The following is a 17,399-nucleotide window of genomic DNA, read 5'->3' as shown; positions in this document are numbered from 1 at the left end:
ATGTAGTTGTCCGTTAGTACGAATGTAATAACGCCAGTGTAAGTATAGGCTGGGTGGAGCGCAAGCGATATGTCGCTCAAGATGGATCATTAAACCAACAAAAGCCGCTGGTAATCCTGCGAATAATTCGCCGCTTCCGCAATCACATACTCCTTAAACGCCTGCGCCGCTGGGGAAAGCCACTTCCCCTCCCGCGTCACAATATGCCAATAACGCTGGATCGGGAAATTTTCCACATCCAGTATGCTCAGCGAATGGGTTTCCAGTTCCAGCCGGATGCTGTGTAATGACACAATCCCCAACCCCAACCCAGCAATCACCGAATATTTGATCGACTCATTGCTGCCCATTTCCAGCGTACTCGAAAACGTATGCCCGTGTTCGGCAAAGAAACGTTCAATCGCTGCCCGCGTTCCCGACCCCGGCTCACGCACCACAAACTTTTCGCCGATAATGGCAGATACCGGAATATCTTTCTGCCCCGCCAGCGGATGATTCGCCGGTGCAATCAATACCAGCGGGTTACACATCAGCCGCTGCGAATGCAGGTCAAGGTTGGCGGGTGGTTCGCCCATGACCACCAAATCCGCGTCATAATTCTGCAACTGTTCCACCAGCGTTTTGCGGTTGGTGATATTCAGGGAAACGGTAATACCTTCATTTTGCTCGGAAAAGCCCGCCAGCATTCGAGTAATGAAGTAAATCGAGGTGTTCGCCGCCGATACCTTAATATACCCCTGATGCACATTCTTCAACTCTTCCAGCGTTTCCACCATGCCCTGATACTTGGCGGAAATTTCGCAAGCGTAAGTGTGCATCGCCCGCCCTGCTGCCGTCATCACAATGCGTTTGCCTTGGCGCTCAAATAACGACAAACCCACGTTTTCTTCTAATTGTTTGACCTGCATCGATATGGCGGGCTGGGTCATGTGTAACAATTCTGCTGCCCGGGTGAAATTCTCCGTCTGGGCAACGGTCTGGAAGATCTGGATCTGGCGGAAGGAGATGTGCATCTTGACTCATTTACTCGGAAATTCAGGGTTTCTTGCCATCAGCATAACATAACAAAGACTGATGTTTAAGTAAGAATAAATGAGTTTCACTTATCTTAAGTATCACTTATAGTTGTGGACATCGAAAGTTATTGCAGCATTTTTTACTCACATTGAGGAGAGAGTCATGGACCAATCTGGACGTTACGCAGATCTTAGCCTGAAAGAAGAAGATCTGATCGCGGGTGGTAAGCACATTCTGGTTGCTTACAAAATGATGCCACAGCCGGGTTATGGCTATTTGGAAGCGGCTGCGCATTTCGCGGCTGAATCTTCTACCGGCACTAACGTTGAAGTTTCCACCACGGATGACTTCACCAAAGGCGTTGACGCACTGGTGTACTACATCGACGAAGCCACTGAAGATATGCGTATCGCGTACCCACTGGACTTGTTCGACCGTAACATCACCGACGGTCGCATGATGGTCGTATCACTGTTGACGCTGATTATCGGCAACAACCAAGGCATGGGCGACATCAAGCACGCCAAAATCCATGACTTCTATGTGCCTGAGCGTGCTATCCAGTTGTTCGATGGCCCATCCAAAGACATCTCGGACATGTGGCGTATTCTGGGTCGTCCAGTGGTTAACGGTGGTTACATCGCGGGTACAATCATTAAGCCTAAACTGGGTCTGCGCCCTGAACCGTTTGCAGCGGCTGCTTACCAGTTCTGGCTGGGTGGCGACTTCATCAAGAACGATGAACCACAAGGCAACCAAGTTTTCTGCCCTGCCAAGAAAGTTTACCCACTCGTTTATGATGCAATGAAACGTGCACAAGACGAAACTGGTCAAGCGAAACTGTTCTCTGCCAATATCACCGCTGACGATCATTATGAAATGTGCGCCCGTGCTGACTTCATCCTCGAAGCGTTTGGCCCGGATGCGGACAAAGTTGCTTTCCTGGTTGACGGCTTCGTTGGCGGCCCTGGCATGATCACGACAGCACGTCGCCAGTACCCTAACCAATACCTGCACTATCACCGCGCGGGTCACGGCATGATCACTTCCCCCTCTGCACTGCGTGGTTACACTGCGTTTGTACTGGCGAAACTGTCACGTCTGCAAGGTGCTTCCGGTATCCACGTAGGCACTATGGGCTACGGTAAAATGGAAGGCGAAAACAGCGATAAAAACATCGCGTACATGATCGAACGTGACGAGTGCCAAGGGCCAGTCTACTTCCAAAAATGGTATGGCATGAAGCCAACCACGCCCATCATCTCGGGCGGTATGAACGCGCTACGTCTGCCAGGCTTCTTCGAGAACCTCGGTCACGGTAACGTTATCAACACTTCCGGTGGTGGCTCTTACGGTCACATTGACAGCCCAGCGGCTGGTGCAATTTCCTTGCGTCAATCGTATGAGTGCTGGAAAGCCGGTGCTGACCCAATCGAATTCGCGAAAGAGCACAAAGAATTTGCTCGCGCATTCGAGTCATTCCCTGGCGATGCAGACAAGATCTACCCAGGCTGGCGCGAAAAGCTGGGCGTACATAAATAAGTCGCAAGCAACCACAGTAAGGTGGGGGGTGCAAACGCACCCTTCGCCCTTTCCACTCTTCCCAACATGCTGTCAGGAATCCCACCCATGACCGACGCTACCCAATACACCATCCAGCAAGAGCCTTTTTATCAAGCCACCGGACGCGAAGTCGAACTGTACCAAGCCGCGTACCGTTCCCGCCTACCCGTGATGGTGAAAGGCCCGACGGGTTGTGGTAAGTCGCGCTTCATCGAACACATGGCGTGGAAACTCGGCAAGCCACTGATCACCGTGGCCTGTAACGAAGACATGACCGCCTCCGATCTGGTCGGACGCTATTTACTCGAAGCCAATGGCACACGCTGGTTGGATGGCCCCTTGACCACCGCCGCCCGCATTGGCGCGATTTGCTACCTCGATGAAATCGTTGAGGCACGCCAAGATACGACCGTCGTCATTCACCCCCTGACCGATCACCGCCGCACCTTGCCGCTGGATAAAAAAGGCGAACTGGTGAATGCGCACCCTGATTTTCAGTTGGTAATTTCCTACAATCCGGGCTATCAAAGCCTGATGAAAGATTTAAAACAGTCTACTAAACAACGTTTTGTAGCCTTTGATTTTGACTACCCGTCAGCCGAGCTGGAATCCAGCATTTTGCAGCAAGAGGCCAGTGTGGATGCTGCAATGGCTGATAAGCTGGTGAAAATTGCCCACACCGCGCGTAACCTGAAAGGCCACGGGCTGGATGAAGGCATTTCCACCCGTTTGCTGGTGTACGCCGCGAATTTGATGCGTGATGGAATTGACGCAGGCGATGCTTGCCGCATGGCACTGGTCAGCCCGATTACCGATGACGCGGACATTCGCAGCACCTTAAACCACGCGATTGACGCGATTTTTGGGTGATTAAAATAACCCAAGAGGGCGTATGCAATACGCCCCTACGGGAATCGCCATCTGTAGGGGCGTATTGCATACGCCCTGTTCGGGAGTCATTTTATGCACACCACTGACGACACCATCGCCCGTTATCGCACCCAACTAAGCTGCAACTTCAAGCAGTTAGATGAAGCCTTTGCCGCTTGTATGCAGGATGCCATTGCCCTGTTGAGTGAGGAAGGCATCAACGACTACCTCGACGGTGCGTCGTTGGTGTGCAAAATCGGGCGCGGTTTCGACCCCGTGCTGACTTATCTGGAAGAAATGCCGATGTTGGTGCACCGGCTCGGCGATGAAGGCTTGCTGGGCAAAGTCAGCCAAGCGGTGTGGAAAATGTCGCGCACCCCGAACGGGCGTTCCATTCCCGCCTTCCTACAAGCCTTGCCGGAAGCCTGCCGCCGTATGAGCAGCGCCGAATTGGTGGAAAATTACATCGCCATCGTGTTCGACATGATGGAACGTACCACCGGCTCGATCCACGGTTTCCACACCACCATTCCCAGCCCCGGCTTGCCCAAACTGCTGGGGCAAATGCCCTATTTGATGAGCCAGTTGGCTCTGGGCGGCTTGAAAAACTGGATCGAATACGGCATCCGCAACTACGGCAGCCACCCGCAACGGCAGGAAGAATATTTCGCGCTGGAATCCGCCGACAGCAAGGCGATGTTGCAGCACGAACGCCACGGCACACTGTTTACCCACCACGAGCGCAAGCTGAACCTGTATTTGAAAGCCTGCTGGGAAAATACTGAATACTTAGTGCCTTATTCGGTCGATTTCCGCGATATGCGCCAGCAACAACCGTATTTTGACGACTTCGGGATACGTATTCCTGACGTATTCGACGACGCGCAGGGCGTAAGCGGTATTGACCGTTACCGCGCGGTGTTGGCACACATGGCAGCACATCAACGCTGGACGAAAAAAGTGGTGGCGGACAATTTCAGCCCGCAACAGCGCATGGCAATTGAGCGGCTGGAAGATAGCCGGGTGGAATACTTGGCGATGCAGGAATACCCCGGTTTACGGCGGCTATTCATGGCCTTGCACCCGATTCCACAGGAAGATGAATGCAACACGCAAACGGAATCGTGCTTCCGGCATCGGTTGGCCATGTTTTCGTGGGCGCTGTTAAACCCCGCACATGGCTACCAGAACGTGCAGATCAATGAGTTTGCGGGCAAATTCCGCGCAAAGATGTTGGAAGGTAATGCCACCACTGCCGATATGGTGCAACTGGCGATTTCGTTTGTAGCACGCACGCGCTTGCAATCTGACCAGTTGCCGAACGTGTATTTTAACAATACCGCGATTGGCTACCGCGATGACAACCGCCATTTGTGGCAATTCATCGAGGAAGGCGACGAGGAAGAAGCCTTCGAGGAACGCAAGCAATCTGAGCAAAATCAGGAAATTCAGGGCTTGCCACCCCGCCATTACCCGGAGTGGGATTATAGCACCCAAACCTACCGCCCGGATTGGACAAGCGTGTATGAAAGCCTGCATCCGTCTGGTAATCCGGCGGTGATTGATGCGCTGTTGCAGAAACACGCGGCGCTGGCGAAGCGTTTGAAACAGATTGTGGATTTGTTGAAGCCGCAAAATTACACGCGGGTACGCTATCAGGAAGAAGGCAGCGAGCTGGATTTGGATGTGGCGATCCGTTCCCTGATTGATTTCAAGGGTGGGGCGAATCCTGATCCGCGCATCAACATGAGCCACAAACATGACGGGCGCAATATTGCGGTGATGCTGTTGCTGGACTTGTCAGCCTCGATCAGCGAAGTGCCGGAAGGCGCGACGCAAAGCATTCTGGAGCTGAGTCAGGAAGCGGTGTCGTTGCTGGCGTATGCGATTGAGGCGTTGGGCGACCCGTTTGCGATTGCGGGGTTTGCGTCCAATACGCGGCACGAGGTGCGCTACCAGCACATCAAGGGTTTCAAGGAACATTGGAACGATGAGGTGAAGGGGCGACTGGCGGCGATGCAGGCGGGGTATTCGACGCGGATGGGCGCGGCGGTGCGTCATGCGGCGCATTATCTGGAGCATCAACAGGCGGATAAAAAGCTGCTGCTGATTTTAACCGATGGCGAACCGTCGGATATTGACGTGGATGACCCGCAATTATTGACGCAAGATACGCGCCAAGCGGTGAAAGAGCTGGATCAGAAAGGCATTTACAGCTATTGCATTAGCCTTGATCCGCGAGCGGATGAATATGTGCGGGATATTTTCGGCAAGCGCGTGACCGTGGTGGATAATGTGCAGCGGTTGCCAGAGCGGATGACGCAGGTGTTTGTGACGTTGACGGGGTAGTATTTTTTCTATCACAAATAGGGATGGTTGATGTATGGTTGCCAGCAAGCCAAAAAAGGCGATCCGTTAACCACGAACCGCCCTTTTCTTTATTACCTCAAGCCATTATCTTAATTGCTGCTCATCAAACGGGTATAGCAAATCCAGTTGGAGGCATTGCCTGGGTTATCAAGCAAGCCATCTTGAATTTCGCCGTAGAACCGTAAAGGCACAAGGATACTCACCCCGAGAACGTTAGCAGGCGATTCATTCGGGAATGAGCTATAGAGAATCGGCAACCCAAAATCAACGCCCTGATAATTATGTTCAGCACCATCGACGTTCTCAGTGCAATACGCCCCTTTGGTAGGAATATTGGCAGTTTCCGGGAAGAAATTTGTGTCAATATGGGGTGGCGTTGAACCTGAATTAATCTGGGCAATGGTTCCTAACTCTTTCGGAAGGGGAATTCGCCAAGTATTCCGGCCACACAGACCCGTGCCGTTAACCGCATACATATAAGAATAAGCATCACATGCCCCTAATCCCTGACACAAGGTCTGACCATTGGTATCTTTAATGCCACCATAACCACCGTAGTTATGCATGTGGCGGTAACGCCAGTCTTTATCACGTAAACCGCTATCATTGGTTTTTTCTTCCCAGACATAACCCGTTGTTTTATCTTGTACGCATGACCAAGAGGTCGCCGAGGATGGCAGCGCATTTCCACCCGCGTCCAGCTTGGTGTAACGTCTAGATGCTTGGGCAACCACCACTTCATCAGCAACTTTCTGAGCCGCCGTGCGGGTAGAGGCTAACGCCTCTTCAGCCGCTAACCGTGCTTTCTTCGCAGTCGCTACGGCGTCTTGCGCCTGTTTCTCAGAATCAGCCATTGCTTCAAGATCCTGTGCACTCTCAGCATCTGCTTTTGCCTTGGCGACGATTTCTTTTTGGGCTACAGCGCGTTCTGCTTCCGTTTTCGCTTGTGCCGCAGAGGCGTTAGTGCTTGCCAGTGATGCCGCCACTTCATCATACCCGGACGCTTGTTGCCCAGCCTGTACCGCTAGAACGCTCGCTGCACTGCTGGCACTTTGTGCAGCTTTTGCTTCTGTATCAACATCGCTAACTGCAACGCTAATCTGTTGGCGAGCAGCTACAAGAGCTGCTTGACGATCAGCCACCGCTTGGGCTGCCGCTTTGTCTGCCGCCGCCTGGGCTGCCGCTTTATCTGCCGCCGCTTGAGCAGCCGCTTTATCTGCCGCCGCTTGGGCTGCCGCTTTATCTGCGATGATTTGAGCCGCAGCGGCAGATTGGACAGCCAGCTCTTCTGCTGATGGGCCACTGCTGCCGCCACAAGCGCTCAGGAGTGAGGACATAACGATGCCTGCCAACAACAGGTGGCCTTGTTTTGCAATCAAGGTTTTATTGGAGGTATGAACGCTGACACTGTTCATATTCATGACTTATTACCTAATTAGTAGTTAAATGGGGTTTATGACAACAATTAGTAATTATATGTTGCTAATGCTGAAAAAGTTCATCAAATTTACTAATGGTAGTTTTATGACGTTAAGTTGCATGGCAAATCAGCAGTCGCTGCACCATTCTGGCTTCCGGCAGTGGCACAAACCCCCACAACCTGATACTTTACAACGTCAAAATCAGGACTACCCAGACACAGCCATGCAGCCAAGAAAAATCCTCATTACCAGCGCCCTCCCCTATGCCAATGGCCCGATCCACATTGGCCACATGGTCGAATACATCCAGACTGATATTTGGGCACGTTTTCAACGCTTACGCGGCAACGAATGCCATTATGTGTGCGCTGATGATACCCACGGCACCCCCATCATGTTGCGTGCCCAGCAAGAAGGCATCACCCCCGAACAACTGATTGCCCGTAGCAGCGAAGAACACCAACGTGACTTTGCGGGTTTCAATGTCGCCTTCGATAACTACTACACCACGCACTCTGATGAAAACCGTCACTTTGCGGAATTCATCTATAAAGCGGCACGTGAAAAAGGGCATATCGAAAAGCGCACGATCCGTCAGGCTTACGATGCGCAGGCACAAATGTTCCTGCCCGACCGTTTTATCAAAGGTGAATGCCCTCGCTGTGGCGCGGCTGACCAATACGGTGACAATTGCGAAGCCTGTGGGGCAACCTATTCCCCCACAGATTTGAAAAACGCGGTTTCCGCCATTTCCGGCACCAAGCCCATCGAGAAAGAAACCGAACACTATTTCTTCAAGCTCGGGCATTTTGAAGCCTTTCTGCGCGAGTTTCTCGCCAGCGGTGCGGTGCAAAAGGAAATTGCCAACAAGCAAATGGAATGGTTCGAGTCTGATCAAGGTTTGAGCGACTGGGATGTGTCCCGTGATGCACCTTACTGGGGGTTCAAAATCCCCGATACTGACGACAAATATTTCTACGTGTGGTTGGATGCACCCATCGGTTATCTGGCGAGTTTCAAAAACCTGTGTGAGCGCACTGGGCTGGATTTTGATGCCTACTGGAAGCCCGATTCCACGGCTGAAGTTCACCACTTTATCGGCAAGGACATCGCCTACTTCCATACCCTATTCTGGCCTGCCTTATTGCATGGCGCGGATTTCCGCACACCGACGGCGGTACATTGCCACGGCTTCCTGACCGTCAATGGCGCAAAAATGTCCAAGTCACGCGGCACGTTCATTCAGGCTGAAAGCTACCTCAAACACCTCAACCCGGAATGGTTACGTTATTACTTCGCCAGCAAACTCAGCAGCGGCGTGGATGACATCGACCTGAATCTGGAAGATTTCATTGCACGGGTCAACAGCGACTTGGTGGGTAAAGTTGTCAATATTGCCTCGCGGTGTGCAGGTTTCATCAATAAGCGTTTTGCCAATACGCTGTCAGCCACCTTGCCAGACCCCGCTTTGTATCAAGCATTTAGCGATGCATCCGAACACATTGCCGAACTCTACGAAAATCGCCGCTACAATCAAGCAATGCGTGAAATCATGGCGTTAGCAGACAAAGCCAACCAATACGTTGACGAACAAAAGCCGTGGGTATTAGCCAAAGACCCGGAACGCCTAGCAGACGTGCAAACCGTTTGCACCCAAGGCATCAACATGTTCCGTGCCATTGTCACCTACCTAAAACCGGTATTGCCACAACTGGCAGCAGACACCGAAAGTTTCCTGAATGCCGGAGAATTAAACTGGAACAGTGCCAAGAAACCACTGTTAAACCACGAAATTGGCACCTTCAAAGCCTTGATGACTCGTGTTGAAAGCATCATGGTAGAAGCCATGCTTGAAGATAATCGTCAAGCTATGCCAGCACCTGCCGCAGCACCAACCATCACGGGTGCATTGGCCGACGCCCCCATCAGCCCAATGATTGAATACGATGATTTCGCCAAAATTGACCTACGAATTGCTAAAATTGTGAAAGCAGAGCACGTCAACGGTGCAGACAAACTGGTACAATTGACCCTTGATCTGGGCGGAGAAACCCGCAATGTCTTTGCCGGAATAAAATCAGCCTACGATCCCACTGATCTGGAAGGGCGCTTGACTGTCATGGTTGCCAATCTTGCACCACGCAAAATGCGTTTTGGGATGTCGGAAGGCATGGTATTGGCAGCAGGCCCCGGCGGTAGCGATCTGTTCATCCTGACGCCAGATAACGGTGCTGAGCCGGGAATGCGCGTAAAATAAAACACTCAACAAGACGATAATAAAGACGATGTTAGGGAAGTTTTTCAAACCAAAATGGCAACATAATGATGCCAACGTCCGCCTGAAGTCACTATCCAGTCTGGCGAGTGATAGTGTAGAACTGATTAGGATTGCCCAAAGCGATCCTGACAGCAATGTGCGCATGGAAGCGATTACCCGCCTATCGCACCTGCCCACGCTGGTGCAACTAGGGCATACCTCCGGTTCCATCGGCGAACGTTCCCGGCAGCGCGTGATTGGTTTGGCAGCAAGCGACCATCACCATGACCACTTGTTGACGGATGTGTTTCATTGGCTGCAAAATCCGGCGCTGCTACGTAGCATTGCCCGCGACTCCCTGCGTGGCATTAAGCTACGCCATCAGGCCATCGCCAAACTGGATGATCAGGAGTTACTGTTTAGTATTGCCAGCAATGACACCTTCAAAGAAATCCAGTACGTCGCCGCTAAACAAATCACCGATCTGGAAAAACTCAAAACCCTTGAGAAAGCCCACGGCAAGAGCAACAAACGCCTGCGTCAGCTACTGAAGGAACGTCTCGAAACCGAACAGCGTATTCAACAGCAGCAAGCCGCCATCAACGACCTCTGTGCCGAAACCGAAAACCTCGCCAATACAGGTGCATGGGAACAAGACAAGACCCGTGCCAAAGTACTGGAACAACGCTGGCAAAAACTGGCTACCCAGCCATCCCCCGAGCAGCAGGCACGTTTCCAGCAAGCACTGGAACACTTCCGGCAACAATTGAGTGGCTGGGAAACCGAACAGGCACAACGCACCCAGCAACTTGCTGCCCAAGCTGAAGCACAAGCCCGCTTACAATCCGAAGCCACCCAACAAGCAGAACAAGCCGCCCAAGCTGCCCGCGAACGGCTGGAACATGAACAACAAGCGCAAGCTGAAGCACGTCAACGCCAGCAGCAACAAAAAGTCCAACAGGAAGAAAAGCTCCAAAAGTTGCATGACACCCTGAAAACACTGGAAGCGCACCTCGATGCCGAGCAATACAGCGAAGCCATCGACGCACACAAAGCCCTCACCGCAGACCTCAAGGATGCCCCGGAATTACCGGGCAAAGACCTCGCTTTTTTCCAACGGCGGCTGCACGCTTTCGCTCCCATGTTGCGCGAACTGCAAGACTGGCGGCGCTGGGGAACCGATCAGGTACGTAAACAACTGATCGAAACAGCAGAACACTTACGCACCGACGATGAAATCGCCCCACAGGAACGCGCCAAAAAAATCCACTCCCTGCGTGAAGAATGGCGCAAATTGTCACAGATGGAACCGGGGCAACAACGCGCCTTGTGGCAAGCCTTCGATGCCAACGCCACCGCTGCTTACGAACCCAGCAAACAATACTTCGTCGAGCAAGCCCAGCAGCGTGAAACTCACCTGCAACAACGCCACGACATTTGTGACAAGCTCGAAGCACTCCATAGCGCGACCGATTGGGGAAATGTCGACTGGCGCAGCCTGCAAGCAGACGTCAACCAGCTTCGCAAGCAGTGGAAAGATGCCGGAACCGTCAGCCACAAAGACTGGAAAAACATCAACGAACGCTTCAACGCCGCGATGGATTCACTGGAAGCCCACTTCAAGGCTGAACGTAGCCGCAACTGGCAGGAACGCACCCAACTCGTCGAACAAGCTCAAGCCTTGCTGGAGCACCCCAATACCGCGCAAGCAGTCGAGCAAGCCAAGGCACTGCAAACTCAGTGGCTCATTACCCTGACATCGCGCCCCTCAGACGAGCAGCGCCTGTGGAAGCAATTCCGCGAACCGATGGATACCCTGTTTGCCCGCGCCCGTGACGAGCGCCAGCAACAACAGCAGGAACGCAACGCCCAGCTTGCCGAAGAAGCCCGCCAGGCAGCCGAGCAACACCAACGTGAACTGGAACGCCAGCAACAGAAAGTAGTGGAACTTGAAGCGCTCGCCGCACAATCTCTCGAACACAAGCAGGCGGAAACCAGTGCTGATGCACAAATTGCCAACCGCACGGCGGGCGAATTACTGTGCCTGCAACTGGAAATCCTGCTGGGTCTGGAAACGCCCCCGGACTTCCAACAAGCTCGCCTCAAATATCAAGTCGCACAACTCTCGGAAACCATGCGCAGCCGTAAAGACGCCTATGAACCAAGTTCACACGCGCTGCCGTTATTGAAACAATGGTATGCACTGGGTGGAATGCCCGCTGCCGCACTGGCAAGCCAGACGGCACGGATCGAAAAGGTTAAGGAAGCGCTTCCTCAGGCTCAGCAATAAAGCAGCGCAGCAGGTCGGTCAACAGTTTGTTGACCTCCCCTGTCATCAGGGTGAATTCGATGTCGAGCTTTTCCGCGTGTGATTGCGGATCAGCATCCTTGAGGTTTTCTTCCAGCACATCGAGGAAACGCACCCGGCGGATGCCCAACTCGTCGGTCAGCATGAAGCTGATTTTGTTATCCCACACCAATGCTAGCTTGGAGACTGTCTTGCCCGCTGCAAGGTTGGCTTGCACCACCTCGGCATTCAGCTCATGGCGCTTGAATACCGCAACACTGTTTTCTTCGCCTTGGCCTTTCAGCTCGCACTCTTCACCCAAAGCAAACGGCGCAGGCAAGGTATGATCATCCGCCAACCATTGTGTCATCATCACGGCCGGGGACATATCCGTTTTAGGCGGTGTCACTGGCAAACTACCGATGGTGCTGCGCAATAAATGCGTCAGGCGTTCGCCTTGAGTGTTGGAGGAGCTATTGATGATCATCCAACCGTTGGGCACGTCGATCCAAGCATCCATTTTTTTGGTGCGGGTGAAGGCTTTGGGTAACAACTCAAATTCGATCTCGTCACGCAAATCCTGCTTTTCGCGCTTACCCACCTTACGGGCGTCTTTTTCTTCGATTTCAGCCACCAGCGCATCCAGCTCTTCGCGGATAACCGAGGCAGGCAACAGCTTTTCCTGATGCGCCAAGGTCAATAATAAGCAGCCATTGGCAGCGTGAACCAGTTGTTCGCTGTTGCGTCCAAACGGGGAAACCCAGCCGCTGGCTTCGCGCAGCTCATTGCCGCAGCCCAGAAAGGGTTTGCTTTCAAGGGCTTCGTGCAGTTCTTCAGGGGTAAGGGTGAAATCACTGCTCAAACGCAGCAGGTAGAGATTCTTGAACCACATGGGAAAGCCTTTCTATGATGGATAGGAAGGCGGATTATGCCGGAAACCCTGCCAGACTTAAACAAACGGCAGTGTACCAAATGGCTTCCACGGGCTGGCCTGCTTCAGCCACTGCTGGGCAACCGTGCCATAAACCTTACGGAAGTCGACACTGTGCGACAAATTACCCTCCCCATCCAGATGACTCAGATCAGGTTTATCGCCGTAAATGCCGCCACGTACCTTGCCGCCCATCACCAGTTGTACGGAAGCCGTGCCGTGGTCAGTGCCTTTAGCATTGTTTTCCTGTACCCGTCGCCCGAATTCCGAATACGTCATCAGCATGACATCATTCCAGCGTCCACCGCGTTGCATCGCTTGCGCAAAGGAATCCAGCCCGCCTGCCAGTTGGTATAACAAATTACTTTGCACGCCCGCCTGATTGCTGTGGGTATCAAAACCATCCAATGTGACCATGTACACGGTGGCATCCACCCCCGTGAGAATCATTTTTGCCACTGATTCCAACTCACGTCCAAAACCACTGCTGGAAAAATTAACCCCTAATGCTGCGGGATGCTGTAGTTTTTTACTCAACTGCTCCCCGGCGGCATACAACTGGTGGTGTACATTGGTCAAATGTGCCAACACGGGATTCGTCGTGACGGGCTGAATGTCTTCCAAAAGACTGATCTGGCTAAGAAAACTCTGCGGGCTTTGCATCGCAATAGTATTGCAATTTTTCCCCGTTATCGGCACAGCACTATCACCGATAGCAATGCCATGTAAACCCGGCTTGCACCCCGGTAGCAATGACCCTAACCAACCAGTATCCGAATAGTTGCTGGCATCAACAGCGGTTTCCCAAATATCAAGCGAACGGAAATGCGACAGACTTCCCTGCGGATAACCCACACCTTGCACCCAAGCCATATTGCCTTTATCCCACCACGGTTTGAGCGCCTTAAGGTAAGGGTTCAAGCCATAGCTCTCGCCAATATCCAGCACCTGATGTTTAGGGATGCCTAGTGTAGGACGGGCTTGGTAATACAAGGGGTCAGTGTAAGGAACTAGCGTATTCAAGCCATCATTACCACCCGCTAGTTTCACCAACACTAAAATGCGCTGCTGTGGGCGGGGAGTAGCCGCCAGCACTTCAGCAGGCAACGCACTCAGCCACGGCAGCAATGCTGCCATTCCTAGAAATTCTCGACGGTTCATATGAGCTGCATCCACATCATGGGGTTAGGATACCTGAAAGGCAGGGTCAAGCAGCAAGGAGCGCACTAAGCGCCGCGCACCGGGCGTGGTGGGCAAGGGCTGCAAGGGTTTGACAGGCAGTAACCATTCCACCAATTGCTCCTCGGAAGCATTGGGTAATTTCACGCCTGCTGCACTTTTATCATTCAAATCGCCGCGTGACAATTTGGAAAGGTAGGCATTACGTACCAGTAAGGTTTGGGTATTGATCCAGTGTTCACCACCGACCCAGCCTTTGACGTTAGGTGGGTCAAATAACTCCTGCCCCAACAGGCGGCACAAGTTCAGCAAATCCTCAGTGGATTCACGCGGGTATGGCAACGTCCGTAGCGTACCGATCACCAGCTCCACGGGCGATTTCACCAGCGTCCCACGATTTTGTACCGCCCAGAAAGGCTCGCTGGCGAGTAGCGTATGCATGAGACTCTGGATGTCATAATTGGATTTCCGCAGTTGCTGCGCCCAAACACTAACCAAAGCCGGATCAGGGCGATTGCTGACGAATTCCAGCCAAAACTTTTCGGTAAGACGTTCGGCAGTGCGCGGATGTGCCAGCAAGATTTTGATGATGTCATCACCCGTAAAACTGCCCGTTTTCCCCAGAAAGGTGACCTGACCGGACGCGTGTTCCTCTGGGCGGATAATGAACTTGCCAGTATTGTTATCCACGCCCCACCCCGTAAAGGCTTTGGCAGCGGCTTTTACATCAGATTCGCGATACTGCCCGCGCCCGATGGTAAACAGCTCCAGCAACTCACGGGCGAAATTTTCATTGGGTTGGTCTTTGGTATTCTGATAGCCATCCAGATACACTAACATGGCCGGGTCACGCGCCATTGCCCGCAGCAATTCAGCAAAATTCCCCCCCGCATGGCGGCGCAACAGCAGATTTTGTTGGTAAAGCAAACTGGGTTGCAGGGTTTTCTGGATGGAGGAAGTAAAATGGTTGTGCCAAAACAAAGTCATACGTTCAATGAACGGCGTGCGGGTGGCAAGCATTTGTTTAACCCACCACGCTTGCAGAAGCTTGCCCTCACGTTGTGAAATTGACCAGGCCGAGTTGCGGGTTTTCATGTCATTCAAACGCATCGGTTCCAGCTTTAACCACGGCGTCATGCGTGGCGCAGGCTGCAAACCGGACGCAGCAGAATGCAGCACCAAGTTGATCGCATCCTCTCGGCTACGGCCTTCCAGTTGTTTGATCGCATCCCATTCCGCACCTAAACCGGTACGTGATACGAGGTGTACTGCATCCTTAAAAACAAGTAATCCCATAACCTTACTGCGTTAAAAATAATATTAATAATAACGTAACCAAACAGTAAGTTTAGCTTAAAGTTTAAACTAAACGGCAGGTTTAAAAGATCAATTTTTCAATCTTATACTGCCAAACGAAACGATAAAAGCGATGAACGACACTAGCGAGGCTAATGCACTGATCAGTAATCCTACCGACTTGCGCAATGTCCGTACAGTGCCAATGGCTCCCTTCCCCAGCAACTTCATAATGCCTTTGGTTTGTGTGCCATATTTAAGGCTGAGTTTTTCCAGCCGCAATAAATCATCACCATTTTCAACATACTGCAACAAGTGTACTACATCAACGGTGGAGCTTGCTTTACGAATATTGTTCACCTGCTCTGCGGTTTGCTGGATGGCTTGAGTCGCCTGCGGGTTGTAAGCCTTAATGGCTGCCTTACTGATACCATCCAGACTTTTCTCGGCACGCGCCGCCGATAAAAATCCTTTATAATTGAAAACCTCTGAACCCTGCCTGAGCAAAAGTTTCTGGAAGCGCGCGGTCAATCGCCCGCCTTTTGCCGCCAGCTTGGTGGTAGAAACGCCACCTTTCACGGGTGTTACCGTGCCCGCACTCACCACCGTAGCCGCCGTCAAACCCACGCCAACCCCCGCCAGCGTTACAATCAGCTCATTGACGGGTTCGTCTTTGGCATACAGTTGGTACTGTTCCCACAAGTCCCGCGCATCACCAACCACAGTGAAATCCGAGGTCAACGCCCCTGCTACACCTGCACCGCTGCTCGCATTGCCATTCAAAAAACCGGCAGTAAAATCATCCACGGTACGACGGGCGGTATTCAGGGGGGACTCCAGCCGTTGCAGTTCAGCCTCGAATTCAGCCGCTGGTACAGCATAGCCAAACGTACTGGCAAGGCTCAGGTACATGCGAGCATCAGCGGGATTATTGTTGGCAATGGCTTCCTGAACTTGCTGGCGTACCTCGACGTCACTGACTTGATGCAACAGCATTTGTGCTACATCTGCTGCTATTTCATCGTATTGCCAGTAATCCAGCAACGCTTTGAGGCTACCGACCAGCAGCACAACCGAAACCAAGAACACGGTAAAATTCCACGTTTTCATACCTTAAGTCTAGCCCATCTCCAGTTGTTTACGCAGCCCCAGCGGGTCGTTGAGGTCAACCCCTTCCATGAAGGGTTTGCTACGGTCGTTATTAGTGATCTGGTAAACCTTACCGATCCAGTTGCTGTAAAACACTTTGGCGGTGTCACGCCAAGTATTGTGCAACATCGGTAACAACAAGGCTTCCGGGAAATCCGGTAAAGGCTTGCCCTGACGTTTAGCAAGACGCTGTGTCAGCCGGTATTCGTTGAGGATAGCCTTGGCCTTGGGGCGCAAGTAGTTTTCCGGGAACGGCGGGTAATCGTCTCGCGCCCCCTCAAACCAACGCATGGTTTCACGGCGGTATTCCTTCAACAAGCTGACCTGATCGTATTCCGGGTGGCCTTGCAGGAAAATCATGCGGAACAAATCGGGGCTGACGGCCATGTGTACGCCTGCTTCATCGCTTTCCACCAGCACTTGCACCCCGACGGCTTCCAGTTGCGCCCGGTCGATTTGGTTGAAACGTGAATGCGGCACATCGAAACGGGTATTGAGGTCGTTAACCAGCGGATGTTCTGGCATCGTTACCGCATGGCTGTAAACGCCCCAGCGTTTGAAACCCAAGGAGCGACGCCGAATTCCCCACAAATGCTGCACCAGTGCATGGCTGGCGAGGCAGGAACACAGCGTGGACGTGACATTTTCCATCGCCCATGCCGCCACTTCGCACAGCCCTTCCCAGAACGGCTCGTCCTCCAGATGCGCCGCTGACGGGTTTGCGCCGGTAATAATCAACGCATCCAGCCCTTGTTTCCGCAAATCTTCAAATTTTTCGTAGTGCTGGTCAATGTAGGCTTGCGCCTTGTCACTGCGCGGCAAGCTATCCAGCGTAAACGGGTGGATGTGGAATTGCGCAATCAGGTTAGATTCGCCCACCAGCCGGAAAAACTGGCGTTCTGTGGCTGCCAACGCTGCATCCGGCATCATGTTCAAAAAACCGATATGCAGTTCGCGGATGTCCTGATTGAAAGCGTAATCTTCACTCAGAACAGTCTGGCCTTCCTGGCGCAAGCGTTCAAACGTTGGCAGCGCGGTATGTGCGACTAATGGCATGGA

Annotated in this window: 12 protein-coding genes; 5 read left to right on the top strand and 7 right to left on the bottom strand. The window is 52.5% G+C overall.

The annotated features are described in order from the left end of the window. Positions 1-89: 89 nt before the first annotated feature. On the bottom strand, positions 90-1,013 hold the full coding sequence (locus J9253_RS03230) for a LysR family transcriptional regulator (protein WP_210223276.1): 924 nt from the start codon (positions 1,011-1,013) through the stop codon (positions 90-92). 166 nt (positions 1,014-1,179) lie between these two features. On the opposite strand from J9253_RS03230, the gene J9253_RS03225 reads away from it, so the two are divergent. From J9253_RS03225 to J9253_RS03215, 3 genes are all read left to right on the top strand, one after another. Next, positions 1,180-2,559: a ribulose-bisphosphate carboxylase gene (locus tag J9253_RS03225; RefSeq protein WP_210223275.1), complete on the top strand. Its 1,380-nt coding sequence runs from the start codon at positions 1,180-1,182 to the stop codon at positions 2,557-2,559. Positions 2,560-2,646: 87 nt separating this feature from the next. Beyond that, positions 2,647-3,450 carry a CbbQ/NirQ/NorQ/GpvN family protein gene (locus J9253_RS03220; RefSeq protein WP_028488883.1) on the top strand — a complete coding sequence of 268 codons (804 nt, stop codon included), beginning with the start codon at positions 2,647-2,649 and terminating at the stop codon, positions 3,448-3,450. A 93-nt stretch (positions 3,451-3,543) separates the two neighbouring features. Next, the gene (locus J9253_RS03215) at positions 3,544-5,799 is read left to right on the top strand and encodes a nitric oxide reductase activation protein NorD (RefSeq protein WP_210223274.1); all 2,256 of its coding nucleotides are present in this window, start codon (positions 3,544-3,546) and stop codon (positions 5,797-5,799) included. A gap of 110 nt (positions 5,800-5,909) precedes the next feature. On the opposite strand, the gene J9253_RS03210 is transcribed toward J9253_RS03215, so the two are convergent. Then, entirely contained in the window at positions 5,910-7,241 is a 1,332-nt protein-coding gene (locus tag J9253_RS03210) for an Lcl domain-containing protein (RefSeq protein WP_210223273.1), read from the bottom strand. Positions 7,242-7,464: 223 nt separating this feature from the next. Here J9253_RS03210 and metG point away from each other — a divergent pair, with 223 nt between their 5' ends. Together metG and J9253_RS03200 are read left to right on the top strand one after the other, a co-directional pair. Beyond that, positions 7,465-9,498, top strand: a complete 2,034-nt coding sequence (gene metG / locus J9253_RS03205) for a methionine--tRNA ligase (RefSeq protein WP_210224524.1) — start codon at positions 7,465-7,467, stop codon at positions 9,496-9,498. Between the two features lie 28 nt (positions 9,499-9,526). Continuing rightward, positions 9,527-11,788, top strand: a complete 2,262-nt coding sequence (locus J9253_RS03200) for a DUF349 domain-containing protein (RefSeq protein WP_210223272.1) — start codon at positions 9,527-9,529, stop codon at positions 11,786-11,788. Here J9253_RS03200 and J9253_RS03195 read toward each other — a convergent pair. The 5 genes from J9253_RS03195 to metA all read right to left on the bottom strand — a co-directional run bounded on the left by J9253_RS03195 (position 11,757) and on the right by metA (position 17,396). Further along, positions 11,757-12,677, bottom strand: a complete 921-nt coding sequence (locus tag J9253_RS03195; RefSeq protein ID WP_210223271.1) for a recombination-associated protein RdgC — start codon at positions 12,675-12,677, stop codon at positions 11,757-11,759. The genes J9253_RS03200 and J9253_RS03195 overlap by 32 nt on opposite strands. A 57-nt stretch (positions 12,678-12,734) precedes the next feature. Beyond that, the gene (locus J9253_RS03190; RefSeq protein ID WP_210223270.1) at positions 12,735-13,853 is read right to left on the bottom strand and encodes a DUF1501 domain-containing protein; all 1,119 of its coding nucleotides are present in this window, start codon (positions 13,851-13,853) and stop codon (positions 12,735-12,737) included. 48 nt (positions 13,854-13,901) lie between these two features. Beyond that, on the bottom strand, positions 13,902-15,191 hold the full coding sequence (locus tag J9253_RS03185) for a DUF1800 domain-containing protein (protein ID WP_210223269.1): 1,290 nt from the start codon (positions 15,189-15,191) through the stop codon (positions 13,902-13,904). Between the two features lie 90 nt (positions 15,192-15,281). Continuing rightward, on the bottom strand, positions 15,282-16,301 hold the full coding sequence (locus J9253_RS03180) for a hypothetical protein (RefSeq protein WP_210223268.1): 1,020 nt from the start codon (positions 16,299-16,301) through the stop codon (positions 15,282-15,284). A gap of 9 nt (positions 16,302-16,310) precedes the next feature. Further along, the gene (metA, locus tag J9253_RS03175; RefSeq protein WP_210223267.1) at positions 16,311-17,396 is read right to left on the bottom strand and encodes a homoserine O-succinyltransferase MetA; all 1,086 of its coding nucleotides are present in this window, start codon (positions 17,394-17,396) and stop codon (positions 16,311-16,313) included. Positions 17,397-17,399: the final 3 nt, after the last annotated feature.

The sequence above is a fragment of the Thiothrix litoralis genome, assembly GCF_017901135.1.
GTDB lineage: Bacteria > Pseudomonadota > Gammaproteobacteria > Thiotrichales > Thiotrichaceae > Thiothrix > Thiothrix litoralis.
The sequence above is the reverse complement of the archived record's forward strand: the minus strand, read 5'-3'. Positions and strand labels throughout refer to the sequence as shown.